Annotated in this window: 24 protein-coding genes, 1 tRNA gene and 2 pseudogenes; 14 read left to right on the top strand and 13 right to left on the bottom strand. The window is 31.5% G+C overall.

Going from position 1 to position 24,381, the window contains the following annotated elements:
• Positions 1–44 precede the first annotated feature (44 nt).
• Together ACNQGG_RS16135 and ACNQGG_RS16130 are read left to right on the top strand one after the other, a co-directional pair.
• Positions 45–596 carry a carboxymuconolactone decarboxylase family protein gene (locus ACNQGG_RS16135; protein ID WP_417965687.1) on the top strand — a complete coding sequence of 184 codons (552 nt, stop codon included), beginning with the start codon at positions 45–47 and terminating at the stop codon, positions 594–596.
• Between the two features lie 105 nt (positions 597–701).
• Positions 702–1,893: pseudogene (locus ACNQGG_RS16130) on the top strand (aminotransferase class V-fold PLP-dependent enzyme); the annotation flags it as partial.
• A gap of 71 nt (positions 1,894–1,964) precedes the next feature.
• On the opposite strand, the gene ACNQGG_RS16125 reads toward ACNQGG_RS16130, so the two are convergent.
• Complete coding sequence (locus tag ACNQGG_RS16125) at positions 1,965–2,834, bottom strand: lysophospholipid acyltransferase family protein (RefSeq protein ID WP_417965685.1); 870 nt, start codon at positions 2,832–2,834, stop codon at positions 1,965–1,967.
• Positions 2,835–2,948: 114 nt separating this feature from the next.
• Here ACNQGG_RS16125 and ACNQGG_RS16120 point away from each other — a divergent pair, with 114 nt between their 5' ends.
• A complete protein-coding gene (locus tag ACNQGG_RS16120; protein ID WP_417965683.1) occupies positions 2,949–3,587 on the top strand; it encodes a rhomboid family intramembrane serine protease in 639 nt (212 codons plus the stop codon).
• Between the two features lie 56 nt (positions 3,588–3,643).
• Positions 3,644–4,336: an SIMPL domain-containing protein gene (locus tag ACNQGG_RS16115; RefSeq protein ID WP_417965681.1), complete on the top strand. Its 693-nt coding sequence runs from the start codon at positions 3,644–3,646 to the stop codon at positions 4,334–4,336.
• 143 nt (positions 4,337–4,479) lie between these two features.
• On the opposite strand, the gene ACNQGG_RS16110 is transcribed toward ACNQGG_RS16115, so the two are convergent.
• The 6 genes and pseudogenes from ACNQGG_RS16110 to ACNQGG_RS16085 all read right to left on the bottom strand — a co-directional run bounded on the left by ACNQGG_RS16110 (position 4,480) and on the right by ACNQGG_RS16085 (position 7,438).
• Positions 4,480–4,560: transfer RNA gene (locus ACNQGG_RS16110), tRNA-Tyr, on the bottom strand.
• A gap of 173 nt (positions 4,561–4,733) precedes the next feature.
• Positions 4,734–5,120: pseudogene (locus ACNQGG_RS16105) on the bottom strand (TlpA family protein disulfide reductase); the annotation flags it as partial.
• Between the two features lie 18 nt (positions 5,121–5,138).
• The gene (locus tag ACNQGG_RS16100) at positions 5,139–5,900 is read right to left on the bottom strand and encodes a DUF4369 domain-containing protein (protein WP_417965679.1); all 762 of its coding nucleotides are present in this window, start codon (positions 5,898–5,900) and stop codon (positions 5,139–5,141) included.
• A 258-nt stretch (positions 5,901–6,158) separates the two neighbouring features.
• Positions 6,159–6,389: a hypothetical protein gene (locus ACNQGG_RS16095; RefSeq protein ID WP_417965677.1), complete on the bottom strand. Its 231-nt coding sequence runs from the start codon at positions 6,387–6,389 to the stop codon at positions 6,159–6,161.
• A gap of 188 nt (positions 6,390–6,577) precedes the next feature.
• Complete coding sequence (locus tag ACNQGG_RS16090) at positions 6,578–7,018, bottom strand: KTSC domain-containing protein (RefSeq protein ID WP_143387403.1); 441 nt, start codon at positions 7,016–7,018, stop codon at positions 6,578–6,580.
• A gap of 174 nt (positions 7,019–7,192) precedes the next feature.
• A complete protein-coding gene (locus tag ACNQGG_RS16085) occupies positions 7,193–7,438 on the bottom strand; it encodes a hypothetical protein (RefSeq protein ID WP_416850863.1) in 246 nt (81 codons plus the stop codon).
• A gap of 91 nt (positions 7,439–7,529) precedes the next feature.
• Between ACNQGG_RS16085 and ACNQGG_RS16080 the strand changes: the two genes are divergently transcribed.
• Positions 7,530–8,096, top strand: coding sequence for a hypothetical protein (locus ACNQGG_RS16080; protein WP_417965674.1), 567 nt, complete (start codon positions 7,530–7,532; stop codon positions 8,094–8,096).
• On the opposite strand, the gene ACNQGG_RS16075 is transcribed toward ACNQGG_RS16080, so the two are convergent.
• Positions 8,093–8,488 (bottom strand): response regulator, encoded by a 396-nt coding sequence (locus ACNQGG_RS16075; RefSeq protein WP_417965672.1) that lies wholly within the window; start codon positions 8,486–8,488, stop codon positions 8,093–8,095. The genes ACNQGG_RS16080 and ACNQGG_RS16075 overlap by 4 nt on opposite strands.
• Positions 8,485–11,322, bottom strand: a complete 2,838-nt coding sequence (locus tag ACNQGG_RS16070; protein ID WP_417965670.1) for a PAS domain S-box protein — start codon at positions 11,320–11,322, stop codon at positions 8,485–8,487. The genes ACNQGG_RS16075 and ACNQGG_RS16070 overlap by 4 nt, the downstream gene beginning before the upstream one ends.
• A 376-nt stretch (positions 11,323–11,698) precedes the next feature.
• Between ACNQGG_RS16070 and ACNQGG_RS16065 the strand changes: the two genes are divergently transcribed.
• The 6 genes from ACNQGG_RS16065 to ACNQGG_RS16040 all read left to right on the top strand — a co-directional run bounded on the left by ACNQGG_RS16065 (position 11,699) and on the right by ACNQGG_RS16040 (position 16,081).
• On the top strand, positions 11,699–11,851 hold the full coding sequence (locus ACNQGG_RS16065) for a hypothetical protein (RefSeq protein ID WP_152556954.1): 153 nt from the start codon (positions 11,699–11,701) through the stop codon (positions 11,849–11,851).
• A gap of 2 nt (positions 11,852–11,853) precedes the next feature.
• The gene (locus tag ACNQGG_RS16060) at positions 11,854–12,096 is read left to right on the top strand and encodes a hypothetical protein (protein ID WP_417965668.1); all 243 of its coding nucleotides are present in this window, start codon (positions 11,854–11,856) and stop codon (positions 12,094–12,096) included.
• A gap of 17 nt (positions 12,097–12,113) precedes the next feature.
• Complete coding sequence (locus tag ACNQGG_RS16055; protein ID WP_417965666.1) at positions 12,114–12,497, top strand: YchJ family protein; 384 nt, start codon at positions 12,114–12,116, stop codon at positions 12,495–12,497.
• A gap of 105 nt (positions 12,498–12,602) precedes the next feature.
• On the top strand, positions 12,603–13,721 hold the full coding sequence (locus ACNQGG_RS16050) for a vWA domain-containing protein (protein ID WP_417965664.1): 1,119 nt from the start codon (positions 12,603–12,605) through the stop codon (positions 13,719–13,721).
• A gap of 79 nt (positions 13,722–13,800) precedes the next feature.
• Positions 13,801–15,264, top strand: coding sequence for an AAA family ATPase (locus ACNQGG_RS16045; RefSeq protein ID WP_417965662.1), 1,464 nt, complete (start codon positions 13,801–13,803; stop codon positions 15,262–15,264).
• 223 nt (positions 15,265–15,487) lie between these two features.
• Positions 15,488–16,081 carry a 2OG-Fe(II) oxygenase gene (locus tag ACNQGG_RS16040; RefSeq protein WP_417965660.1) on the top strand — a complete coding sequence of 198 codons (594 nt, stop codon included), beginning with the start codon at positions 15,488–15,490 and terminating at the stop codon, positions 16,079–16,081.
• Positions 16,082–16,084: 3 nt separating this feature from the next.
• On the opposite strand, the gene ACNQGG_RS16035 is transcribed toward ACNQGG_RS16040, so the two are convergent.
• A complete protein-coding gene (locus ACNQGG_RS16035; protein WP_417965657.1) occupies positions 16,085–16,645 on the bottom strand; it encodes a 2'-5' RNA ligase family protein in 561 nt (186 codons plus the stop codon).
• Positions 16,646–16,768: 123 nt separating this feature from the next.
• Here ACNQGG_RS16035 and ACNQGG_RS16030 point away from each other — a divergent pair, with 123 nt between their 5' ends.
• On the top strand, positions 16,769–17,623 hold the full coding sequence (locus ACNQGG_RS16030; RefSeq protein ID WP_417965655.1) for an EamA/RhaT family transporter: 855 nt from the start codon (positions 16,769–16,771) through the stop codon (positions 17,621–17,623).
• A gap of 69 nt (positions 17,624–17,692) precedes the next feature.
• On the opposite strand, the gene ACNQGG_RS16025 is transcribed toward ACNQGG_RS16030, so the two are convergent.
• Positions 17,693–18,835, bottom strand: coding sequence for a saccharopine dehydrogenase family protein (locus ACNQGG_RS16025; RefSeq protein ID WP_417965653.1), 1,143 nt, complete (start codon positions 18,833–18,835; stop codon positions 17,693–17,695).
• Positions 18,836–19,387: 552 nt separating this feature from the next.
• On the opposite strand from ACNQGG_RS16025, the gene ACNQGG_RS16020 reads away from it, so the two are divergent.
• Both ACNQGG_RS16020 and ACNQGG_RS16015 read left to right on the top strand, forming a co-directional pair.
• Positions 19,388–20,791, top strand: a complete 1,404-nt coding sequence (locus tag ACNQGG_RS16020) for a Gfo/Idh/MocA family protein (RefSeq protein ID WP_417965651.1) — start codon at positions 19,388–19,390, stop codon at positions 20,789–20,791.
• 337 nt (positions 20,792–21,128) lie between these two features.
• Complete coding sequence (locus tag ACNQGG_RS16015) at positions 21,129–21,641, top strand: hypothetical protein (RefSeq protein ID WP_417965649.1); 513 nt, start codon at positions 21,129–21,131, stop codon at positions 21,639–21,641.
• Positions 21,642–22,731: 1,090 nt separating this feature from the next.
• Here ACNQGG_RS16015 and ACNQGG_RS16010 read toward each other — a convergent pair.
• Together ACNQGG_RS16010 and ACNQGG_RS16005 are read right to left on the bottom strand one after the other, a co-directional pair.
• Positions 22,732–23,832 (bottom strand): Fic family protein, encoded by a 1,101-nt coding sequence (locus ACNQGG_RS16010; protein WP_417965647.1) that lies wholly within the window; start codon positions 23,830–23,832, stop codon positions 22,732–22,734.
• Between the two features lie 161 nt (positions 23,833–23,993).
• Positions 23,994–24,381, bottom strand: a 388-nt coding sequence (locus ACNQGG_RS16005; RefSeq protein ID WP_417965645.1) for a hypothetical protein, incomplete at its 5' end; no start/stop codon positions are given.

Below are 24,381 nucleotides of genomic sequence, written 5' to 3'. Positions count from 1 at the left end.
AATGTTAGATAGCACAACAGTTATTTAGCTTAAACAAATAAAAAATGGCACATTTAAAATTAGAAAATAATTCAATTTCTCCAATCTCACAGGAAATTTTTAATAAAACACAAAAAGGTTTAGGTTTTATCCCTAATATGTACACTAAAATGGGACAAAACCCTGCTTTATTAGATTCCTATATTTATTCTTACAATAGTTTTAGAGCTAATTCCGGTTTTAATGCTGTGGAACAAGAAGTTGTTTTTTTATCAGTAGCCTTCGAGAATGATTGTGAGTATTGCGTTGCAGCTCATAGTTTTATTGCGGACGTAATGTCAAAAGTTCCAACGGAAATAACGGATGCTATTCGTGACGGAAAACAAGTTCCTGATGCAAAATTAGCAGCATTGTCTACATTAACACGAATTCTTACTTCAACGCGTGGTAATGCTAAACAATCCGACGTAGATTCTTTTTTAGCAGCTGGATATGAAGAAGTGCATGTGTTGGGTATTATTGCAGGAATTGCAGTAAAATTAATGAGTAATTACTCCAATCATATTACTAACGCTGAAGTTGATGCAGCTTTTGCAGATAGAGTTTGGAAAAAATAAATGAGCAATTTTATGTTTCTTCAAGCATTAAAACCAATAAAGATTAATTTCTTTATTGGTCTTTTTATTGGCAGTATTTACATTTCATTTACTCAGTTGCTGTAAAATGTTGGTTTTACTGACGGAACATGCATGACAGGCGTTGTCAATAAATTTCAACGAATCCTAGGTTTAAAAGTACCCGAAAACTTAAAAAATTTCATCACTATTCCAGCCGAAAAGAAACCAATTGTTTTTATTTCACACATGGAACACCATTCCAATCAAACGTCTTGGTTAGAAACTATTGCTGATGTTGAAGTTATTCCTTCTTCAGAAGACGGATTGTTCAGCATAGAAAATCTTGAATTGTTATTGGAAAAATTTAAAGAACGACCTTTTAAAATAGCTTCTATCACATCTTGTTCTAATGTTACTGGAATTAGAACTCCGTACCATAAAGTGGCAAAAAGGATGCATCAACACAACGGACTTTGTTTTGTCGATTTTGCCTGTTCAGGTCCTTATGTAAAAATAGACATGCATCCCGAAGATTCCGAAAGTTATTTGGATGCAATTTTCTTTTACCTCATAAATTTCTTGGAGGATCAGGAACATCTGGAGTTTTAGTTTTTAATAAAAAATTATATCAAAACTTGATTCCCGATAATCCGGGAGGAGGTACGTAAGCTGGACAAATCCTTGGGGAGAACACAAATATATTGATAATATTGAAGATAGGGAAGATAGTGGAACCGCAGATTTTCTTCAGGTGATAAAAACGGCATTGGCGATTCAGTTGAAGGAACAAATGGGAATTAAAAATATCTTGAAAAGAGAGCACGAAATAGTTGTAATTGTTTTCGAACGTCTTGGAAACATCCCAAATATTAAAATTCTTGCTGGACAGCATCATGATAGGTTAGGGGTGATTTCTTTCTTTGTGGAAGATTTACATTTTAACTTAGGCGTGAAATTATTGAATGATAAATTCGGAATTCAAACTCGTGGCGGTTGCAGTTGTGCTGGAACTCACGGTCACTTTTTATTACATGTAGACCAGGAAACATCCTATAAATTAATTGATGAAATTAGTCTTGGAGATCTAATCAGAAAACCGGGTTGGATTAGAATGTCTATTCATCCTGCAACTACAAATGCCGAAATTGAATTTGTTTGTAACGCAATATAAGCATTGGCTGAAAACCATAAAACTTGGGCTTTGGATTATGATTATAATTCGACGACAAATGAGTTTGTTAATAAGAACGCACAACCTTTAGAAGATGAATTAGTGAAAAACTGGTTTTCTTTGTAAAGCTTAAAATACATTCACGTATCTGAAATTATATAGTTTCTGATACGTGATTCTTTTTAATAGGAAAACTGCTATCTCCTGTGTTTCCATCTTTTATGGGTCCAGAAATAATATTCCGGAGCTTCAAGGATTTGTTTCTCAACTTCCTGAATATAAGCATGTGTAATTCCAAAATTAGGAATTGAGTTAGGATTGTCACTGATAGGGATTATTGTAAGTTCATAGTACCCTCTTTTTACCTTTTTTACTTTCGCAAAAACAACTGACATGTCGTATTTTTTTGCTAACATTTCAGGTCCGGTATGAACAGGTACTTCAATACCCATAAAGTGATCCCAATGAAATATTCTATCCACTTTTGGAGATTGATCACTGGCTAAGCCATATACACAATGAATATTGTTTTTTTGATTGTATGCAATCAATGGTATTGTTTTATTTGTTGGAACTAATTCAGTATTGTATTTTGATCGAATGTCTCTAACGAGTTTATCAAAATATTTATTGGCTAATTTTTTATAAACGCCTACACCTTGAAAAGATATTTTTTGGTTCAGTGTTATCAACCATTCCCAACTTGCATAATGAGAGGCTATAAGCATAATACTTTTGCCTTTTTTTTCATATTCTTTAATGACTTCTAGATTTGTTATTAGAAATCTTTTGTTCATTTCTTCCGATGAAATAGTCATGGTTTTTACCATTTCCATAAACATGTCGCATAAATGTTGATAGGATTTTTTTTCTATGACAAGACGTTCTTCGTTATTAAGAAGAGGCAACGCCATGGCTAGATTTGCTCTGACAACTTTTTTTCGATACCCAATGATATAATAGATTAAAAAATATACTACATCTGATAACCAATAAAAAATACGAAATGGGAGAATAGAAATAATCCAAAGAAAGGGGTAAGCGATAATAAAAATAAGAAATTGCATGCAGAATTTTTTTTACAAATATAATGCAAAAATGAACATCGAGATAAATTTTGACTAGTTACTGTGTCTGCATTTGAGAATGACTATATTTACAATTCACAATAAATACACTTTATGAATACCTTTTTAATAGCAATAATTGTTGTAAATGTTTTAATTAGTTACAAGGGTTTTAATGATCTTTCCTTTTTTAGAAAATATGAATTTCACGTTGGGAGTATTCGCGCAGGCGAACAGCTACGAATGGTATCATCTGGTTTTCTTCATGCTGATTTACCTCATTTGATTTTTAACATGATGACCCTTTATTTTTTTGCACCTGTCGTAATTGGTTTTTTAGGTGATTTATCCTTTATTTTTATTTATTTTGGAAGTTTAGTTTTTGGAAGTTTATTGACAATGCTTTTCCACAAAGACCAATATAATTACAGAGCTGTAGGAGCATCTGGAGCTGTAACTGGAGTTTTGTATTCAGCAATATTATTGCAACCTGATATGATGTTGGGTATCTTTTTCATTATTCCAATTCCTGCTTATCTTTTTGGTATCCTCTATTTATTATATTCTATTTACGGAATGAAGGCAAAGAATGATAATATTGGTCATACTGCTCATTTTGGAGGCGCTGTTGGCGGATATTTGATTACACTTGTCAAAGAACCTCAATTGTTGGTCGATCACACTTTAATGGTTATATTATTGGCTATTCCAATAATTATTCTTTTTGTGATGGAAAAATTAGGAAAACTATAATGGCATAACTTTTGAAAGAGAATTACAACAAAAAACATTTAAAACAAATATCAAAAATGAAAAAAGCAGTACTAATTCTATCTATCATGTTCATGACCATGTCATATGCACAAGAAATTAAACAAGTTCCCCAAATTAACGTAAATGGAGAAGGTAAAGTTAAGGTTGTTCCGGATCAAGCGACAATATTAGCTACTATTGAAACAAAAGGAAATAATGCCAAAGAAGTTAAAAAACAAAATGACCTTAAGACTGAAGCTGTTTTAAAGTTTATAAAAAAAATGAACTTAGATTCTGCGGATTATAAAACGCAACGTGTTTCTCTAAATCCAGAATACGATTATGAAAAAAAGAAACACAATTATAATGCTACGCAAACTATCGAAATTCTGTTGAAAGATTTATCAAAATATGACGAATTGATGGAAGGATTAGTGGACCAAGGAATCAACAAAATTGATAATGTTACCTTTCAATCTTCAAGATTAGCGCAATATCAATCTGATGCAAGAAAACTGGCTATGAAAGAAGCTAAATTGAAAGCAGAGGACTATGTTTCTGTTTTGGGACAAAAAGTGGGTCGTGCGATGACAATCTCTGATAATTCACAAACCTATTATCCACAACCGATTCGATTTGCTGCCATGAAAACAATGGAAATGAGTGATGCTGCAGCACCAAGAGAAACACTTGCAGTGGGAGAAATCAATATTACGGCTAACGTAAGTGTGAGTTTTATCTTAGAATAAAAAAACAAAATTATAAATAGAAAAATCCCATTTCACTTTAGACTGAGATGGGATTTTTTGTATTATAAATCGAATAGATCTAGCTTTAAACAAGGCTACTTTTTTGCTATAAAAAAACTCTTCAATTGCTTGAAGAGTTTTAGTGGGGAGAGCAGGATTCGAACCTGCGAAGTTTACACAGCAGATTTACAGTCTGCCCTCGTTGGCCGCTTGAGTATCTCCCCAAGACTCAACAAGCATTGCTTATTGTGCTAACCGGGTGCAAATATAGAAACTGTTTTGAAGTTTTCAAACTATATTTACACTTAATTTTAGTATTATTTTTAAAGTATTGGTATTGAATAAAATAAAAAAATCTCCACTAGGGAGATTTTTTGTTTTAGTCGATTTAAGTAACTTATTTTGCTAAAAGCGCTATGATTTTTGCTCTTAATTCGTCGCCTCTTAAATCTTTTGCTACTATATTTCCTGATGCATCAAGAATAAAAGTAGCAGGAATAGATTGAACTTTATATTGTGCAGCTATTGGCTCATCCCAAAATTTTAAATTGGAAACATGATTCCAAGTCAATTTGTCTTTTACAATTGCTTCTTTCCATGCTTTAGCATCTTTGTCTAAAGATACGCCAACAATGTTAAGTCCTTTGGCATGTAATTCTTTGTAAATAGCTACTACATTTGGATTTTCTCTGCGACAAGGACCACACCAGGATGCCCAAAAATCAACTATTGTAACTTTTCCTAAACATTCTTTCAGAGAAATTACTTTCCCTTCAGGATTAGGACCTGAAAAATCTGATCTTCATTTAGCTTCTGCAGTTGGAGCTGGTGCAGGAGGTGTAGCTCCTACAGATGGTGATTTCATTTCGGCAAGTTTAGTTTTAATTGCTTTACCTGGTTTTGTGTTTTTTAATGATTCTTCTAAACTATTGTATAATTTTTCAGATTTTGCACGGTCAGTACTTGGGTCATTAAGCATTCCTTGGATAATTAAGGCGGATATGAATGATTTTGGGTGCGATTCAGCATATGTTACATATTTAGCTTTTGAAGCCGTACCTACTTCTTCTTGAATTTTAGAAAACTCTTTCATCAATCCATTGATAACTACAGTATCTTTGGTTTGTTGAGCAGTATTCATTGCTTGCATATTTTTCGTCTGGAAATCGATTAATTTCTTTTGAACTTTTGTGATTTCTTCATTGAAAGCTACATATTCATCATTATTGTAAGTTCCTGATACTTTAGATTTTTGTATGCTGTCTTTATTTACAACGATGCTAATGTCTCCATTTTCTAATATAAAAGGTATTTTTCCTTGTACTCCTTCTACTTGGATTGTGTGAAAAGAAGGTTCGATAGCTTTTCCTTTAATTTCAAATTTACCATTTTCAATTTTTACAGTATCAATTGCAGTTAAACCACTACCATTTTCATTTGGGGTTTCAAGAATTACTGTTTTTCCATTTTCAAATCCAGTTGCAGTTCCAGAAATGGTGTATTTATCTTTGGTACAAGAAGTCAGCATTACAACAGCCGAAAGGAATAAAATTATTTTTTTCATTATTAGTTAATTAAGTTAAGTGTGCAAAAGTATTTAAAATTATAAATTATTAATAATTTTACAGCTTAAATTTTTGTTATAATTTTTTATTCTTAATAGCGTAACGGAGTATGCTTTATTTGTAATTACTTTTTTAAAGCAATTGTTTATAAAAAGTAGATAATAATTATTTTTAAAAGTTTTAAAATAATTTCATGAAAGAAATGTAAAATAAAAAAAGGCATTCATAACCTTAGCCCCTTAGGTTTATTTCTTATTTTACAGGATTATATTTAATCCGCATTTAAGAATACCAGATTCGGCATGCTCTAGTTCATTTGTGGTTATTTTAATGTCTAGGTTGATTCTTCTTAACTCTTTGTGTAAATTAGAGGGAATAGGGTCAGATTTTAAATTACTGTCTATTTTAGATTTTTCTTGTTTCAGGATATCAAGTGTTTCTTTTGCTTTATTATATTGGGATTTGTAGAAAATGCAAAGGTCTGTCATGATATGTATTGTTAGTTTTTTTTGGGATTGCTAAAATACTAAAAACAAGTTAATTACATAATGATAATTTATTTTATTGTTTTTTTTCTTGTTTTGTATTTGTAAGAAAATATGTTTATTATTGGTATTAAACAAAAAAGCACCCTTATGTAAGGATGCTTAAATATTTTTTTATTCTTTTGAAAAAATTAATCTTGATTGATTGTTTTTCTCCATGTAAAAGAATTAAGGATATGTCTTTTTGCAAATCTACCAGGAGAATCAGCATTTACCATTTTTACGTAAGTTGCTTTAGGAACACTGATGTATTCGTAAACGCTTCCGTTTGAAAAATTGATAATCAATCTGCCCTCAACAAATTTATAATCTGAAATTGTAGCAGTTGCTATTGTTTCAGTATACTCAGGTAAATTTTGTTTAAGAGTTTCAGGATTGATACTTACCAAAAAGTGATAAGCTTCAATAATTTTTTTACTGTTTTCCTCTGCAGCTTTTAATCCTTCATCATTTCCTTGAAACTTGTCAGGATGCGCTTCTTTCATCGCATTACGATAAATCGTTTTTAATTCTTTAAGCTCAGCAGTTTTGTCTACATTTAGTAGTTTGCGGTATTCAACTATTTTTTTCATAAATAAAGGTAACTACTTGTCTTTTAATATAAAACCAATATAATTTGATTTCTAAATCGACAAATTTTTTGCAAAGGTATACTTTTTTTTTAATTTTTGGTTTGTGACAAAAAAATATTCAAAAAAAAGAACTTAAATTCTGTTTTTTTGTCGAAAAAGCAACATGAAAAGGTACTATTGTTGTGGTTTGTTATTGGCTTTGTCGAAATTTTTAGACTTTTTTGGATATTTATTATAACTGATGTCGCTTGGGTTTTCAATTATTGATTTTATTGTAATCCAATCACCTATAGTATGTTTTTGGGCCATTTTATAGTCTAAAAGATATTCACCACAAAAAAAGTTGTTGTTTTCATCTTTTTCCATAATTCCGGTGTAAACACCTTTTTGTAACATTCTTTCTTCTGAAGCTTTGGTCATAATCAATTTATTTAAAATAATTCTAGTTGGCAAAGTTAATCAAATATTACTTGTCTTGTTCTATTTTAGACTTTCTGATTACCTTTGTTTAATGGAAAAAATATTTCGTCCCAGCCCTAATTCCTTCAAAAAAACTTTTTGTGTCTTTGATGAAGTATATTTAGATTGCATAATAGGATTAGAAATTCAATATGATAGTAAATCCGGAAGTAAATATTATTATACTAAAGTAGGAATGTATCGCTTGTCAAATCACTGGGGAAGATTAGCCAACAGTAAATGGAGGTTAGAACCTTTAGAACCAGAAATTGTTGATACTGAATATCGTAATAAAAGTAAAACAAAATTAGGTTTTGCGCCATGGACTAATTTTTATCCAGATAATGCTGTTGAGGAATTGTATTATTTAGAAGCAAATTACATAAAAAACACAGTCAATTACCAACATAAAAATAATCCGAAATATGACAATAAAGCCATACTTCGAACGAGTTTTGAAACCACTAAACGAATCAAGCAAATTCGAAATTTATTTAATTTGACTTCTTGGGCTAAGTATTTCGATTATGATGATTTGAATATTTTGCGCCAAAAAATAATAAATGAACTGATCTTTACCAATAAAACTTTAGAAGTAATAAAGAAAGAAATAGTTTAATCATTTGGGACAATCATTTTTAAATTCTCGGTTGTAATAGGCTTAGATAAATAGCCTAAAATATCTGGATACGTTTTTGATTTGTTTTTGTCTTCAATAGCAATAGATGAACTTACTATATAAATATTAATTTGTTTGTTTACTTGGGATTTTAATAATCCCATTTCTTCCATGAATTCCCAGCCATCCATAATTGGCATATTAATGTCTAATAAAATGATATCAGGAATCAATTCAATATTTTCCAATGAATTTTGTAAGGTATCAATGGCGTCTTTCCCATTTTTGAAAGAGGAAATTGCTGAAAACATTTCAGATCTTTGAATGATTTTGTTGACTATGATTTGGTAAATAGCATCGTCGTCTACTACCCAGATTATTTTTTTTGTCATTGAACATAAATTTTAAATGTAGTACCTATATTAGGTTCACTTTCTACCGTTATATTTCCACCCATGGCATCAATTTGATTTTTTGTTATAAAAAGCCCAATTCCTTTTGAATCTGCATTGTTAGTGAATGTTTTATACATTCCGAAAATCTTATCTGCATTTCTCACAAGGTCAATTCCAACTCCATTGTCAGAAATTTGAAGTATTTTCAGATCATTTTCTATAAACCATTTTATTACTATTGTTGGTTTACGTTCCGGATGACTATATCGAATAGAGTTAGAAATAATATTGTAGAGAATACTCTCCAAATAAGCAGGATTGTAATTTATGATGACATTCTTTGGCATGATTGTAGAAATAGAAACCCCTTTAGATGTTATTTGTTCATTTAGTACATTTTGGACTGTATCAATATATTGGTGCAAATTTAAAGGCTCAGAAGTTAAACCTATATTAGTTCTGATGTTTATTACTTCATTCAAATGAAGCATTGTCTCATTAAGTGAATTAGAGACAGATTTTAATAATTGTATCATTTGCTCTCTTTCTTCCTCGGATTCAGAAGATTCTATTAAATCCATAATTGAAGCAATATTACTGGTATGAGATCTTAAATTATGGGAGACAATGTAAGAGAAATTTAAGAGTCTTTTATTTTGTTCCGTAACTAAATTGAAAGAATCATTTAAAGCTTTTTCGGCTTCTTTAGTTTTAGTGATATCAATCATAATTCCACGTAAGCTTACTGCTTTATCATTTTCAAAAACAATATTTACAATATCTCTTAGCCAAACAACTGCTCCATCTTTAGCAACCATTCGATATTCAAAATCATGATTTAAATTAGCGTCAGTTTGGAACTTACAATAATTTTGAACCCATTCTTTATCATCATTATAAATATGATCCACCCAAAAAGTATGGTTTGCTAACCATTCCTCTGGTGTATAGCCTAATATGGATTCTACTTTTTTACTGATAAAACTAAACGAAAAGCTTTCAATATCGCATTCCCAAACAATTCCGTCAATTGTATTAATCAGCGACTCTACTCTTTTTTTTGTCTCGAGAATTATTTTTTCAGTGGCTCTCCGCTGTGTAATGTCCTCTGTGGAGACAATAATTCGTTCAAATGTTTTTCTATAACCTCGAATTACGTTCCATCTTAAATTAATATCTCGATATTCTCCTTCGGCATTTTTTATCCTGGAATCCAAAACAAATTGTTTTTTATCTTGAGTAATTGCGATTAAATGTTTAATGAAATCATCTGTAGATCTAAAATCGAGTAGATTAGATTTAGTATTGATTAATTCTTCTTTAGTTTTGACTTTATAAAGTTTAAGACAGGCATTGTTAACATTAATCAATTTAATTAGTGAATTACATTTAATAACTACATCTGGGTTGCTATACAGGTAGTTATAAACTATTTCGGGTTTTTCATTGATTAGATTAAGCTCGTGAAAGTATTTCTTAATTTCAGAAAAATCTTCTTCTCTTAAAGGAAGAGGTGAGTCATCAAATAAACTTTTAAATCGCGTTTCTGTTTTTTTAATTAGTTCTTCAGCTTCTTTTTTTAACGAAATGTCTTCGACAATTGCAATATGAGAGGTTACCTTTTCATTTATTTTCCAAAGCGGAGATACGGTAAGGCTGATCCATATTATAGTACCGGACTTTGTTAAATATCTTTTTTCCAGAGAATACGACCTAATTTCTCCCTTTCTTAGTTTTTCTAAATTCATTAAATCCTCTTCTAAATCATCTGGGTGCGTAACTGATTGAAAATTTTTCATTTTCATTTCTTTACGTGAATATCCTAGTAAGTGGCAATATTGTTGATTAATCTCAATGAAATTACCGGAATATGAATCTATGTAAGCGATTCCCATAGCAGCCTGGTCAAAAATAGCCTCAAACTTTATCTCAGAATTCAAAAGTTTTGTTGCTTGCGTATTTACTAAAGACTGTAATTCTTCAGGTATTTTTAAAAGAGTATATATTAAGATACCAAAAAGGGCTGCCAAAATAAACCCAATAATTGCAGGAATTAAAATTTGGTAATAAAGATAATTTTGGTGTTTAGATATTAGATATAATTTCCAGTCACCATCAGGGATATAGGTAGATATATTATATTTTTTAGAAAAATCACTTTTATTAGGTAAATAAAAAACTTCTTTTTGGCTAGCAGCATTTTTCTTTGAAAATTGAAAATAATATTTTGAATCATCAACATTATTAATTCCGGAAGATTTTAAAAAAGTTTCTAATTTAATAATAACAGCTGAAAAACCCCAAAATTTATTATTATGAAAAATGGGAAATCTACCCACAATTCCCACGTCACCTTGTTTTAATTTTAAAGGACCTGCAAAGTACATTTTTTTACTTGCAACCGATTTTAATGCTTCTTTAAGATATGGAGCCTTTAAAATATTTAAATTTAAAGCTGCTTCATTCCCTTTCATTGGATAGATATATTTTATCACTCCTCCAGGGACTAATTGAACCGCACTAATACTATTATTTGATTCCATTAATTTTTCACCCACATAATCAAAATTTTCCGGTACACCTTTATCATTAATTGTAAGCGCTAATGTTAAGGTAGTTGTATAACAGTTTTTGAGCGATTGTTCGATGTTTTGATGAACGACATGAAGTATAGTATTCATTTCTCGTTGCTCATCTTCTTTGATAAGTTTATATTGTTGTGAGACGATAAAACAAGCAACATAGCTTAAGAATAAGAACGTAAGAACCCCTGTAGTTTTTGGTCTATCTAAGAACCAACTGATGAACTTAGGTTGTTTTTTATGCTCCATTTATATTATTTCCAAGATTATTTGATTAAAAAATAAAAGTATAAAAAAATAGAATAGAAGCATAATCTTTTCTTATTATAGTCATATTCTTAATTTTTAGATTGTTAAGCAGCTTTTTTTATAATAAACGGCACTTATTGGTATAGCGTATTTGAGATAAAAACTATTAATTGCAAAAAAAAGCATATGATGTATTGAATTTTAAATATATAAGAATAGAAAATACTGTTCTGAAAAAAATGACTATTATTAAAAATAAAATTATCAAATTAAATAAAATTATCAAATTAAAAACAATTTAAATTTCAATAAATAAACCGAACTTTGCATCAGTTTTTGAATCAAATAATTGATTTAATCATTAAAAAAAAAGATAATGAGTAGAAATAACGAAAGAAATATAAAAAAGCACAACGATAAATTGCATAAAGCACAAGATAAAGTAAAACAAGCTGAAATGCTTCGTAAGGAAAAATTAAAACAAATTGTAAAGAAGTTTAATGAAGATAAGTCTTCAGAAAATAATTAAAGATGAAAAATAATAAATTTGCAGATTTGAAAAATGGTGTTCAAGAAATAATTGATTTGATTGCCAATAAAAATGCTAAAGAAGCTAACAATAAATTAGTTGAAGTTAGCGAGGAACTGGATGAATTACTTGATTTTGCAGAAGAAGATGAAGACCTAATCGAAATTAGTAAATATCAAGTATTATTGAATCAATTACACCAAAAAATAATTGCACTTGACGGACAAGCAACGGGTACATTTTAAAAATTATTTAAAAAAAAATGATTGCAAAAAAATGCTACTGCGGTTCTCAAAAAAACTTTCAGGAATGTTGTGAGCCAATTATAAAAGGAATTCAAAAATCCTCAACTGCTGAATCTTTAATGCGTTCGAGATATTCAGCTTATGCAACACATGAAGTTGATTATTTATTAGCAACAACACTTGTTGCAGAGAGAAAATATTATTCTAAAACTGGAATTCTAAATTGGGCAACCAGTAATCAGTGGCTCCAATTAGAAATTATTAACACAACAGGTACTACAGTAGAATTCAAAGCTTATTTCTTAGACAGTAAGCTTCAAAAAAAAATTCATCACGAACTATCTACTTTCAAATTCGAAAAAGGGAGTTGGTTTTATGTCGATGGAAAATTTTTTAATTAACTTTTTTTGATTAAGCACTTCCTTTTAATGACTTCAATGTTTTTAACTAAAAATTAATAAACGTTTGTCTAGACTACATTTTAAAAAGATGTAATTTTAAAGTCTATGAAAAATGACAATCAAAAAGGATTTTATTTCAAGCAATACGAAGCCCCATTTCAGTCTCCGTTTGATAAGCTCTTTGGTATTTTTAAAGAATTAATCACACATACTTCGGGAGATTTTGATGAAGCAATTGACTGGTTGCGAGAATTGGACAAAGAATATAAACTCACCGATGAACATTATACCATTGATGATTTTATCGAAGATTTGAAGAAAAAAGGTTACATCCGAGATGAACTCAAAGATGATGGAACTTCAGGAATAGGAATTACTGCCAAAACAGAGCGTGCCATTCGCCAACAGGCTTTAGATAATATTTTTGGTAATCTGAAACGTTCCGGAAGCGGCAACCATAAAACCAAGCATTCCGGAAACGGAGATGAACACACAGGTGAATTTCGGGAATTTCATTTTGGTGACGGACTGGAACGAATTTCATTGACTGAAAGCTTGCGTAATGCTCAAATCAACAATGGTGTCGATGCTTTTATGTTGACCGAAAATGATTTAGTTGTTGAAGAAACGCAGTATAAATCCCAAATGAGTACGGTTTTGATGATTGATATCAGCCACAGTATGATATTGTATGGCGAAGACCGTATTACTCCTGCAAAAAAAGTAGCGATGGCTCTTGCTGAATTGATTACAACACGTTACCCAAAAGATACTTTAGATATTTTAGTTTTTGGAAACGATGCCTGGACAATTTCCATCCGGGATTTGCCGTATTTGAAAGTGGGGCCGTTTCACACTAATACCGTGGCCGGTTTACAACTGGCTATGGATATTCTACGCAGAAAACGAAATACCAACAAACAAATTTTCATGATAACCGATGGAAAACCAAGTTGTGTTCGCGAAAAAGACGGTTCTTATTATATGAACAGTAACGGACTCGACGAATATATTGTCGATAAATGCTACAATCAGGCACAACAGGCTCGAAAATTACACATTCCAATAACCACTTTTATGATTGCCAGTGATCCGTATTTGCAACAATTTGTAAATAAGTTTGCAGAGGCCAATCAAGGAAAAGCATTTTATACCGGATTAAAAGGACTTGGTGAAATGATTTTTGAAGATTATGAAACAAATCGTAAGAAGAGAATAAAATAGTAGTCAGTTTGTAGTCTTTGTTATCAGTTTTAATGGAGACCAGAATAAATAATAATTTCAATAGCAATTATAAAGTAATATGAAAATAGAAAATATAAAAACACTCGGAGAATTAAAAAAATCAGGTTACGAAAGCAAAAGCATTAAAGATGAATTACGTTCTAATCTCAGAGAAAAAATTAAGTCAGGAAAGCCCACATTTGAAGGAGTTCATGGATTTGAAAATACCGTAATTCCAGAATTAGAACGTGCTATTTTATCACGTCACAATATTAATTTATTGGGTCTTCGTGGTCAAGCCAAAACAAGACTGGCACGCAAAATGATTGAATTGTTAGATGAATATATTCCATTTGTTAGCGGTTCCGAAATTAATGATGATCCGTTGCAGCCGATTTCACGTTTTGCCAAAGATATAATTGAAATTAAAGGAGATGAAACTCCAATTTCATGGTTGCATCGAAGCGACCGTTTCTTTGAAAAACTGGCTACACCAGATGTTACTGTTGCTGATTTGATTGGCGATGTCGATCCGATAAAAGCAGCCAATTTAAAACTCTCTTATGCGGATGATCGTGTGATACATTTTGGGATGATTCCTAGAGCGAATCGCTGTATTTTCGTTATCAATGAATTACCTGATTTACAGGCTAGAATTCAGGTAGCGCTGTTTAATATTTTACAGGAAGGAGATATCCAGATTAGGGGTTTTAAGTTGCGAATGCCACTGGATATGCAATTCGTTTTTACCGCAAACCCTGAGGATTATACCAATCGTGGCAGTATTGTAACGCCATTAAAAGATAGAATTGGTTCCCAAATCTTGACGCATTATCCGGAAACCATTAAAATTGCTCGAACCATTACAGAACAGGAAGCAAAATTGGATATGGCACAAAGCGATATGGTTTATGTGCCTTCTTTGGCAAGGGATTTATTGGAACAAATCAGTTTTGAAGCAAGAGAAAGCGAATATATTGATAATAAAAGTGGTGTGAGTGCGAGATTAAGTATTACCGCTTTAGAGAATTTATTAAGTACAGCAGAAAGAAGAGCATTGAAGTCTGGAGAAGATAAAACGACTTTGCGTTTGTCTGATTTTATGGGGATCATTCCTGCTATAACTGGGAAAGTGGAATTAGTTTATGAAGGAGAGCAGGAGGGAGCTGCTGCCGTGGCACAGCATTTATTAGGTGATGCGATTCATACTTTTTTTCCTGCTTATTTTCCAAAAATAGAAAAACTGGAAAAGCAAGACGAAAAAACGCCTTATACCGATATTATCGATTGGTTTTTTGCCGAAAGCGGTTTTGAATTATTAGACGATTGTTCCGATGAAGAATATGAAAGAATTCTGGGAAGTATTGTACCTCTGGAAGTTCTTATCAAGAAATATCAACCCCAACTGCAAAAAGAAGATAAATTTTTTATGAAAGAATTTATACTTTGGGGATTGGTAGAATACAAAAAACTGAGCAAAGACCGCTTCTCTGAGGGGTATCAGTTCAAGGATATTTACGGTAGCTTTATCAGTAAATTATAAATAACGTACTATTTATTAAAACATAAAAGTCATTTAAGGAATTATAAGTTTGTAATTTCTTAAATGACTTTTAAGATTAAAATTGATATTGTGTTTTGTCTTTTTTATTTATCATGGAATGAGTTTTCAATATTATTTTTTATTTATTTCATAATGAGACTCTAACAGTTTTATTTAGTCTATCTTGTCCCGTTGGCGGTCTATGCAGTCAATGAAAACAGACATGGAAAATAGCTTTGAGGCTTTGATTGCTACTTATATTGAAAATAAGGTAGGTATATCCGAACATTTTTTGAGTGCCACTTTGGCCAATAATTTAAAACAAAATTTACTTACTTTGAATCAGGACAGTTTATTGATGGCTGCAGGAATTGGGAATTCTGAGAAACTTTCTTATGATGGCGCGATACGAAGCGATTCCATTTATTGGCTTGACAAAAAGCACAATAACGCATTCGAAAATGAATTCTTTGCTCAAATAGAAGCATTTATTCTTTATCTGAACCAAAGTTGTTATGCCGGAATAACAGGTTATGAATTTCATTATTCGTTGTATGAATCGGGGGACTTTTATTTGAAACATTTGGATCAGTTCAAGAATAATCCAAGCCGAAAATACTCCATGATTAGTTATTTAAACAGCAATTGGCAAGAAAGTGATGGTGGCGAATTGCTTATTCATCAATTGGGTAACAATCAGAAAATTTCGCCTACTCAGGGTAAAACTGTTTTCTTCAAAAGTGATGAATTAGTCCATGAAGTTTTGGTTACCCAAAATACCAGAATGAGTATTACGGGATGGTTGAAGAGTGATTAATTCTTAAAAAAGAGTTCCCTGTATGGGTTCTGGTTTTGGATTGTTGTTGAATTTAAAGGTATCAGTTACAATAAACTGTTTTATACTCTCATCAAATTTTCTCAAAACAATACTGTCACACAAAAAATGGATGGCTATTGAGGTAAATAAAGTTTGAGCTCTTTCGAGATTTTCCGGAGCTAGTCTTCGTGCAATGGAAAGATGCGGATCATTATTTTTTTTCATATTTTGAATATGAAGTGAGTCTTGAATTCGTTTTATTATGGGTTTTAAAATGTTTTTAGAATCGTTGTTGGGTGAAATAAAAAATGCGCCATTTGGATAGGAACTAAATTCATTTAAACTTACTTTGACTGGATGTAAAGTGTCACACAATCGATTCAGTTGATTTTTAATAATTTCAATTTGTTTATCTGTAGCCTTAAATTCACAAATAGTGATATGGCCAATAGAATTTTTACTGTGAAACCAACCCACTTCCTTAGCCAATTGTTCTTTCATGGATTTAACCAATGAAATAATTGCCTCGGAAGGATATATTGCAACAGAATACTCCTTTTCCATAATTTTAATGATTTATACAAAAGTAAAGAAATAGCTATTGGAAACTTGTGAAGATTTTCTTTGCTTTAATAAAAAGACAATGTAGAAACAAAAATAGTAGTTTTACAGTCAAAAATAGTGTCTATGTTATTTCTAATTCTAAGCATCATATGCAGTGTAACTGTTGGTGTACTATTTAAATTTTCACGCAAGTATACTGTAAGTAATACTCAAATTGTAGCTTCAAATTATGTGTTTGCTCTCATTCTTTGTTATTTGTTCTTTAGTCCAGCACTTAGTAATGTAGGAACTTCGGCATCTTGGGGTATTTATATAACTATTGGTATTTTGTTGCCCTCTATATTTCTTTTTCTGGCTGCATCCATAAAACATATGGGTATCGTAAAAACGGATGCTGCTCAACGACTTTCGTTGTTTATACCTATTTTGGCAGCTTGGCTACTCTTCAAAGAAGATTTTAATATGTTAAAAGTTGCTGCGCTTGTTGTTGGTTTTCCAGCATTATTGCTCATTCTCGCTAAGCCTCCTCAAAACACCGAAAATAAATGGATATATCCAGCAGTAGTTTTACTTGGCTTTGGAGTTATAGATATTCTTTTTAAACAAATTGCCCTTTATACAAGTTTACCGTATACTACTTCATTGTTTATTGTTTTTGGAATAGCGCTGCTAATCATGATTGGGGCTGTTATTTATGAAGTAGTATTCAGTAAAGTACCATTAAATATCAGAAATATTCTTTTTGGCGGTTTAGTTGGTATTTTTAACTTTGGAAATATTCTTTTCTATCTAAAAGCACATCAAGTATTTGTTCAAAATCCGTCAACTGTTTTTGCAGGGATGAATATGGGCGTAATCACTATTGGAAGCCTTGTTGGGATTATAGTTTTTAAGGAAAAATTGACTAAAATGAATTTTGCAGGTCTTTTTTTAGCTTTGATAGCAATAATTTTAATTGTGATCTCACAGACAATTTAAAGATGCCCAAACGATATCTTAATTAACTAATTAAGTAATGAAGATGTTCATTGCATTTAGGAACTGTCTTTACATCTTGCCGTAAACACGTATGATATAATTTCCATTTAAAAATTGTTTTGGATCAATTTGGCTTTGCAAGACAACTCCGCTATGAGGGGTTTCGAGCAACAATTGGGCTGCTTGAACTAATGGTGCTGCCGTAGTGGTTTGGATGGCTCTCAATTGATGTTTCCCTACTTTTTGCGGAAGTATGCATTTTGCAATCTCTTTTCTACGCAACATTCCAGTTGCATCTTTGCCTTCTACTGCTGCATACAAAACAATTTTGTCATCTTCAATATGAGGAATTATAGCTTCCATTTTTTCTTGAAGGTTTTTAATTGCGTAAGAGGAATCTCTTAAATTAGTAACTTGTTCTTGGATCCAAGCATAATGACCCGGATGTCGCAAGGTTTTGTAGTCAAGCGAACGTACCTTTCCTAATAATGCATCAGGTAAATCTGCTGCACCACCAGAGGTTAAATCGTCTTCATAAGCAATGCCATCAATAATGATAGTTGCTCTTTCTGATAATGATGGTAGTGTAGTTTTTTTAAAGTCCCTTAAGACTATGGTTTCTTTTAGATATTCTGTAGCTACTCCTACCGGACTCCAGGTAAATCCGTAATAATGCGGAGCAACAGCATGATTAGTCAGAGCGCCAACTTTCATTTCTAATTTATCCACCTGATCTACTTCAAAGTCAATGCAAAACTGTTGAAAAAGTCCATTGGCCAGCAAGTCGATGTAGCCAGGAGCGAGACCAGTTTGAAGTATAAAGCCAGTTTTTGCATCTTTTGCCAAAGCCATTATTTCTTCGGTTTCTGAAACATATTCTGTGAGATTTGCGTAATGCAGATTAAAATCTTTGGCAAACTGGGCTATCCTAGGTGCCTGGCTACCGGGTAAGCAGTCCAGAATAATATCTCCTTGACGCAAAATTGCGGTCATTTCATCCGTTAAGCCATTTTCGGCAAGGTGGAAGTCCTTAATGAAACCGGATTTTGTTGTTCCTTCTTGAATCCAATGTGCTACTTTTTTTGCTTTTGAATGGGTTCTGTCGCCAATAAAGAGAGTAGGGGTTACTTCACTCCATTCCATTAATAGTAAACCAACAGCTTCGGCAATTCCACCAGCTCCAGCTATAACAATATTGTGATGCTTTTTCATGTATTAAAGGTACTATTTTTTCTTGATTTAGTTTTGGGATAGTATAGTAATTTGTGGATTAGGGAAACCAATCCCCTGTCAAGGATAGCAACGAAGAGCACGCAAAGGAAGAGGCCTTTTATAAAACAAACCCCAAAACAGCGACCAAAGGAAGCTCGTTTTGAGGTTGTGATTTATGGGCAGCTTCCTGCGGACTTGCAGTGAATAGCCTGCCCGTACAGCATAATAAAGGATACATCAGCTTTTTTTAGAATGTATTTTAAAATTAAATCTTAAATATCATGACAGAGCAGGATGGATCTTTAATAAATTTATTTTAAAATTGATTTCGATTTTATTATAGCATTTTTTTGTGAAATTATTTGATGAAAATATAATTCATAGCGTTATATTTTTTATACTATTTACGAAATCGTTCATTATTATTTTGTTAATTCAATAAGTAATAAAAATTAAAAATAACACGATTTGGAATACAACCTGTTTTGGAGTTTTCAATAAGTGATTTGTAATTCAATTTGTATACTATAAAGAAACATTAAAAATAAAAATATGGAAAATTCAAGAAGAAAGTTTTTAACTTCAATAAGTATGTTGGCCGCCTATAGCGCATTTCCAATGAGTTCATTCGATTTTGGAAGTTCAAAAAAAATTAGAATTGTTCTTGTAGGAACTGGAGTTCGAGGAACTAGTTTTTGGGGAAAGAGGCTCGTTGAAGAGTATTCAGATATTCTTGAATTTGTGGGACTTAGCGATATAAATCCAGGAAGGCTTCAATATGCAAAAAAATTTATGGGAGTCAGTTGTCCAACATTTGTAGATTTTGATAAAATGTTGACGACAACTAAACCGGATTTAATTATTGTTACTACTGTTGATGCAACCCACCATAAGTTTATAATAAAAGGGTTAGAGTTTGGCTGTGATGTACTCACAGAAAAACCACTTACCACTGATGAAAATAAATCGCAGGAAATTTTGAATGCCGAAAGAAAATCAGGTAAGAATCTTATCGTTGGATTTAATTATCGTTGGAGTCCGTATACCACTAAAATTAAGGAGATTTTAGCCAATAACACCATTGGTAAAATTACTTCAGTGGATTTTCATTGGTACTTAAATACTTATCATGGCGCGTCTTATTTTAGAAGATGGCATGGTCAAAAGGACAAAGGAGGGTCATTATGGGTGCATAAGGCTACCCATCATTTTGATTTGTTGAATTGGTGGATTGATTCAGATCCGACTGAAGTATTTGCTTATGGAGATTTAGAACATTATGGCGCCAGCGGTCCGTTTAGAGGAGAAAATTGCCGAACCTGCGAACATAAATCTAATTGTAATTTTTATTACGATATTACAAAAGATCAACATCTAATGGATCTTTATGTAGCCAATGAAAAGCACGATGGGTATATTAGAGACAATTGTGTTTTTAGAAAAGAAATTGACATTTATGATAAAATGTCAGCTCAGATAAAATATGCAAATAATGTAACCGTAAATTATTCGTTAACAACGTATTCGCCTTATGAAGGATGGAGAATAGCTTTTAATGGTACCGAAGGAAGGATAGAAGCCTCGTTAGATATACCCTACAACAAAAATGTTGTTGCCAATCAAGCAGAAATGCATGCAAAAGAAATGGAGCAATCTGCTGTAGAAGACACCAGTACTGAATCAATTATAGTTCATAAATTATGGAAAAATTTTGATACCGTATCAGTCCCTACTGAAAAAGGAGGGCATGGAGGTGGAGATAAACGATTGCATGATAAAATATTTAAAACACCTGATGTAGAAGATCCATATGCTAGATCAGCAGGGATAAGAGATGGAGTGATGTCAGTATTAATAGGAATAGCAGCAAGAAAGAGTATAGAATCGGGTAGTCCCATTAAAATAGAAAACTTGACGGATCTTACACCTGTTGCAAAAAGAACAAAAAAAGTTTAGTTAGGTTTTGATATTCAATAGCTACAAAAAAACTGTTTTTGTTTGAATTTTAGTATTTTAAAAGTGGTCATACCCATAGACCACTTTTTATTTGTTATGCGATTTTCAGATAAAAGATTCCCCCTGCATGGTTTCTAAAAGCGATTTGTAAACTTTTACGGCTCGTGTTCTTTTAAGAATTATTAAGTGACTTTTTTTGAAAAGAATTTTAATTGTAGTTTAAATCCAATATATTTACCTACTTATTAGCTAAATTTAGATTTGTTTGAAGTTTTTTATCCTGACCTTCCGGCGAAATAAGGCTAGTAAAGACTGCTCCCAAAACTTAAAAGACATAATGGAAAAATACTTACGACAATTAATTTCAATAGAATTTGAAGACAAAAAAGATATTTTTAGTGGTTTTCTTATTGATTGGACTGAAGATTGGATTTTATTGAAAAATAATCCTGTTGATTTTATAATTGATGGCTATACGATATTAAAAAACAAAAATGTAAAGTCAATTATTCAAGACAAAGATCATGAATTCACAGAAAGAGTAATTAAACTTAAAGGGTTAAAAACTAGCGCAGAGGAAATAATTCCGCTTAAAGATTTAGCTTCAATTATAAATTTTTTAGAAAATAAATATAAAATTTTCCAGATTACAAAAAAGTCAGATAAAGCTGTTTATCTTGGTAAACTCATAGAGCTAAATGACGAAGAACTAGTGATAGATTTTTTAGGAACAGAAGGAAAATTTGAAGGAGAAATGAGTTTTAAGCAAAACAAGATAAGAGTTATAGAATTTGATACTGATTATATTAATTCTTTGAAGCTAATTGTTGACGAAGAAAAGAAAAAGTAAATCATATAATGATTGTTTGGAATTAAAGAACATAATGAGGAAAAAAAGAGAAAAATTAATTTTTAACAATAAAAAAAGGAGGCCTTTTAAGGGACCTCCGATGTAGATTCTGATTTATCATTTATCAATTCATTCCATTCAGTTTGAAATGACTATTTGAATCAACTTTTCTTTGCAGATAGTTTTACTCAAGTGAGGAATCAAAACCACACTCAAAGATACAATTTATAAATAGTAAATAACTGTAAATTAGTTGTTTAACTATTAATTAACTTATTTTTTTATGCTGCATTAGATTTTATTTATTGAATTTTAATCTTTGAATTATAAATCATATTAAAATATTATCTTGTTGAATAGGAGTATTTTATAGAATAAAAAGCTTTTAAAGTATGACAGACCATTCTGATGTCAGTCAGGTTTAATTAGAAAAAAAGAGGTGATTAAATTACTCTTTTCTACTAATTATAAAGTACATCCAAGAAAGCTTAGGGAAAGCGGTGAAGCATTACAAAAAAAGAGTTCTCGTAAATTCATTTTTACAGAATTCACAGATGCTACAATCTTCATGTTTGTACTCATAGAAATGTGAACTGGTAGGTGTCCCAGGTGACTATTTGTGAGTGTCATGATTTAGCCAAAAAATATTTTTTTTACTTCAATTTTTGAGGTACAACTGAGGTACAAATCTAAAAATAACGTATAAATCGAGTTAAAATACTAGTGATTTAGTTTGTTCTGCTACTTCCCGATGCAGAAATTAACAAGCCTTATTTTATAATACTTGACAGTTCATAAGGTACAGTATGGGAATAATTTTTTTATTTTTTTTACGGAAATTAGCAATTTTACTGCGAAAAAAACATCATTTGTTATCTGTCCGGTAATCATACTGATTTTTTATCAGTAAAATCAATACTTTACAAAGATATAAATAAAAAGCGTCTTCTTTTTAAGGATTTCTCAGGTTTTTTTTAAAGAGAAAAACAGCCCGATTTTTGGTCAAATTTGGTGCTAATTTCTGTAAAATCAGCTATTAAATAGCTAATCAATTGATTTTTAAATATTTAATAATGTAGTGCAAGTTTTTTCACATAATTATAGTGTAAGATGTGCTTCTTCCCCCTTTATCATCTTTCATTAAGATTTCTTTTGAAATTAGATATTGAATATCTCTTAAAGCGGTATCAGGAGAACATTTTGTAATCTTTGCCCATTTTGTTGTGGTCAGTTTCCCTTCAAAGCCATCTAGCATCTTATTAAGAAGTAATTTTTGTCTTTCGTTCAATGATATGTTATTGTGTTTCTCCCAAAAACTAGCTTTTGATAGTACTTGTTCTAAGGTACTATTTGTTGCATTCAAGGCCGCTAAGAGGTTTTCAAAAAACCATTGTAACCACTTTGTAATGCCAAGATTCCCTTTTTGAGTTTGTTCCAGAATTGTATAGTACTCGTTACGTTGCAAAAGAATTTGTGCTGACATACTGTAAAAACGTTTAGAACTACCATCAGCCTTACATAATTGCATATCAGTAATAGCTCTAGCAATACGACCATTCCCATCATCAAAAGGGTGGAGGGTGATGAACCATAAATGGGCAATTCCTGCTTTCAATACGGGATCTAAAGTCTTTTCATTAGAAAACCAATCTAAAAATTGATTCATTTCTTTCTCTAAAAGAATCGCATCTGGAGCTTGGAAATGTATTTTTTCTCTTCCAAAACCACCAGAAACTACTTGCATGGGACCATTATCGTCGGTTCTCCATCGGCCAATATTTATTTTATACATTCCGCTTCTTCCTGTTGGGAATAAACAGTTGTGCCAACCAAATAATCGGTCTTTTGATAAAGCGGAATTAAAATTTTGTGTGGCATCGAGCATCATTTCTACTACTCCGTCAACATTTCTATCAGAAGGAACTAATCCTGTGATATCCATTCCCAAATGTCTAGCAATGGAAGAACGTACTTGATCCGTATTCAATAGTTCACCTTCTATTTCAGAGGATTTTAAAACATCAACTGTTAAGGTGTCTAACAAAGCTTGTTCCTGCAGCGCAAATCCCATTGCTTCCATTTTTCCCATGAGTTTGCCCTGCCTGTTTCTTACTTCTCCAAGTAGTGATTGCAATGCGGTTGCGTCCCAAGTAAAGGATGGCCAATTTTCATTTTGATAGCTATATTTCATTATTCTCCGCGTAATTTGCGGTAAATATATGAATTATTCTCCGCACTTAAATTTATTATCCGCAAATAGTGCGGTTATTAATGCGTTTAATCTCCGCATTTGGTCAAATACGACTAGAGCTTGATTACTTTGCTCAGTGTAAATGATTAATATTTATCAAATTATTTTGGTATTCCTTTTAATAAGAGATGAGGTATATTATGAAAACTATTATGAAAATTTTTAATTTTTTTATTTATAATTGTTTTTATAGTGAAGTAAATTCCTATTATAACTATGCCGCTAATTATAGAATGAAATAGCTTATCGGATTTATAATTTGATTGAACCCAACTGTTAGTTACAAAGAAAAAATATATTATGGCAGAAATAAATATGGCTAGTAATACTGTTACAATAATTGCAAAAAAAATAAAATCAAATAGTAGGTTAGTGGAAAAACCGGTCAAATTGACCACCACTTTCCAGTGTAAATTGACCACCAGTTCCAGAGCAAACTGACCACCACTTTCCAGTTCAAATTGACCACCTAATTTCGGGGTAAATTGA

The sequence above is a fragment of the Flavobacterium esculini genome (genome assembly GCF_048284325.1).
In the GTDB taxonomy this organism is placed as follows: Bacteria; Bacteroidota; Bacteroidia; order Flavobacteriales; family Flavobacteriaceae; genus Flavobacterium.
This window is presented reverse-complemented; position numbering and strand designations above follow the sequence as displayed.

Excerpts from the sequence above, each read along its gene's own strand:
- ACNQGG_RS16055 (WP_417965666.1), top strand. The coding sequence starts at position 12,114 with ATGATTGCAAAAAAATGCTACTGCGGTTCTCAAAAAAACTTTCAGGAA.
- ACNQGG_RS16065 (WP_152556954.1), top strand. The coding sequence starts at position 11,699 with ATGAGTAGAAATAACGAAAGAAATATAAAAAAGCACAACGATAAATTG.
- ACNQGG_RS16100 (WP_417965679.1), bottom strand. The coding sequence starts at position 5,900 with ATGAAAAAAATAATTTTATTCCTTTCGGCTGTTGTAATGCTGACTTCT.
- ACNQGG_RS16035 (WP_417965657.1), bottom strand. The coding sequence starts at position 16,645 with ATGGAAAAGGAGTATTCTGTTGCAATATATCCTTCCGAGGCAATTATT.
- ACNQGG_RS16025 (WP_417965653.1), bottom strand. The coding sequence starts at position 18,835 with ATGAAAAAGCATCACAATATTGTTATAGCTGGAGCTGGTGGAATTGCC.
- ACNQGG_RS16060 (WP_417965668.1), top strand. The coding sequence starts at position 11,854 with ATGAAAAATAATAAATTTGCAGATTTGAAAAATGGTGTTCAAGAAATA.
- ACNQGG_RS16020 (WP_417965651.1), top strand. The coding sequence starts at position 19,388 with ATGGAAAATTCAAGAAGAAAGTTTTTAACTTCAATAAGTATGTTGGCC.
- ACNQGG_RS16115 (WP_417965681.1), top strand. The coding sequence starts at position 3,644 with ATGAAAAAAGCAGTACTAATTCTATCTATCATGTTCATGACCATGTCA.
- ACNQGG_RS16095 (WP_417965677.1), bottom strand. The coding sequence starts at position 6,389 with ATGACAGACCTTTGCATTTTCTACAAATCCCAATATAATAAAGCAAAA.
- ACNQGG_RS16135 (WP_417965687.1), top strand. The coding sequence starts at position 45 with ATGGCACATTTAAAATTAGAAAATAATTCAATTTCTCCAATCTCACAG.
- ACNQGG_RS16030 (WP_417965655.1), top strand. The coding sequence starts at position 16,769 with ATGTTATTTCTAATTCTAAGCATCATATGCAGTGTAACTGTTGGTGTA.
- ACNQGG_RS16015 (WP_417965649.1), top strand. The coding sequence starts at position 21,129 with ATGGAAAAATACTTACGACAATTAATTTCAATAGAATTTGAAGACAAA.
- ACNQGG_RS16120 (WP_417965683.1), top strand. The coding sequence starts at position 2,949 with ATGAATACCTTTTTAATAGCAATAATTGTTGTAAATGTTTTAATTAGT.
- ACNQGG_RS16010 (WP_417965647.1), bottom strand. The coding sequence starts at position 23,832 with ATGAAATATAGCTATCAAAATGAAAATTGGCCATCCTTTACTTGGGAC.
- ACNQGG_RS16045 (WP_417965662.1), top strand. The coding sequence starts at position 13,801 with ATGAAAATAGAAAATATAAAAACACTCGGAGAATTAAAAAAATCAGGT.
- ACNQGG_RS16090 (WP_143387403.1), bottom strand. The coding sequence starts at position 7,018 with ATGAAAAAAATAGTTGAATACCGCAAACTACTAAATGTAGACAAAACT.
- ACNQGG_RS16040 (WP_417965660.1), top strand. The coding sequence starts at position 15,488 with ATGGAAAATAGCTTTGAGGCTTTGATTGCTACTTATATTGAAAATAAG.
- ACNQGG_RS16075 (WP_417965672.1), bottom strand. The coding sequence starts at position 8,488 with ATGACAAAAAAAATAATCTGGGTAGTAGACGACGATGCTATTTACCAA.
- ACNQGG_RS16085 (WP_416850863.1), bottom strand. The coding sequence starts at position 7,438 with ATGACCAAAGCTTCAGAAGAAAGAATGTTACAAAAAGGTGTTTACACC.
- ACNQGG_RS16050 (WP_417965664.1), top strand. The coding sequence starts at position 12,603 with ATGAAAAATGACAATCAAAAAGGATTTTATTTCAAGCAATACGAAGCC.
- ACNQGG_RS16070 (WP_417965670.1), bottom strand. The coding sequence starts at position 11,322 with ATGGAGCATAAAAAACAACCTAAGTTCATCAGTTGGTTCTTAGATAGA.
- ACNQGG_RS16080 (WP_417965674.1), top strand. The coding sequence starts at position 7,530 with ATGGAAAAAATATTTCGTCCCAGCCCTAATTCCTTCAAAAAAACTTTT.
- ACNQGG_RS16125 (WP_417965685.1), bottom strand. The coding sequence starts at position 2,834 with ATGCAATTTCTTATTTTTATTATCGCTTACCCCTTTCTTTGGATTATT.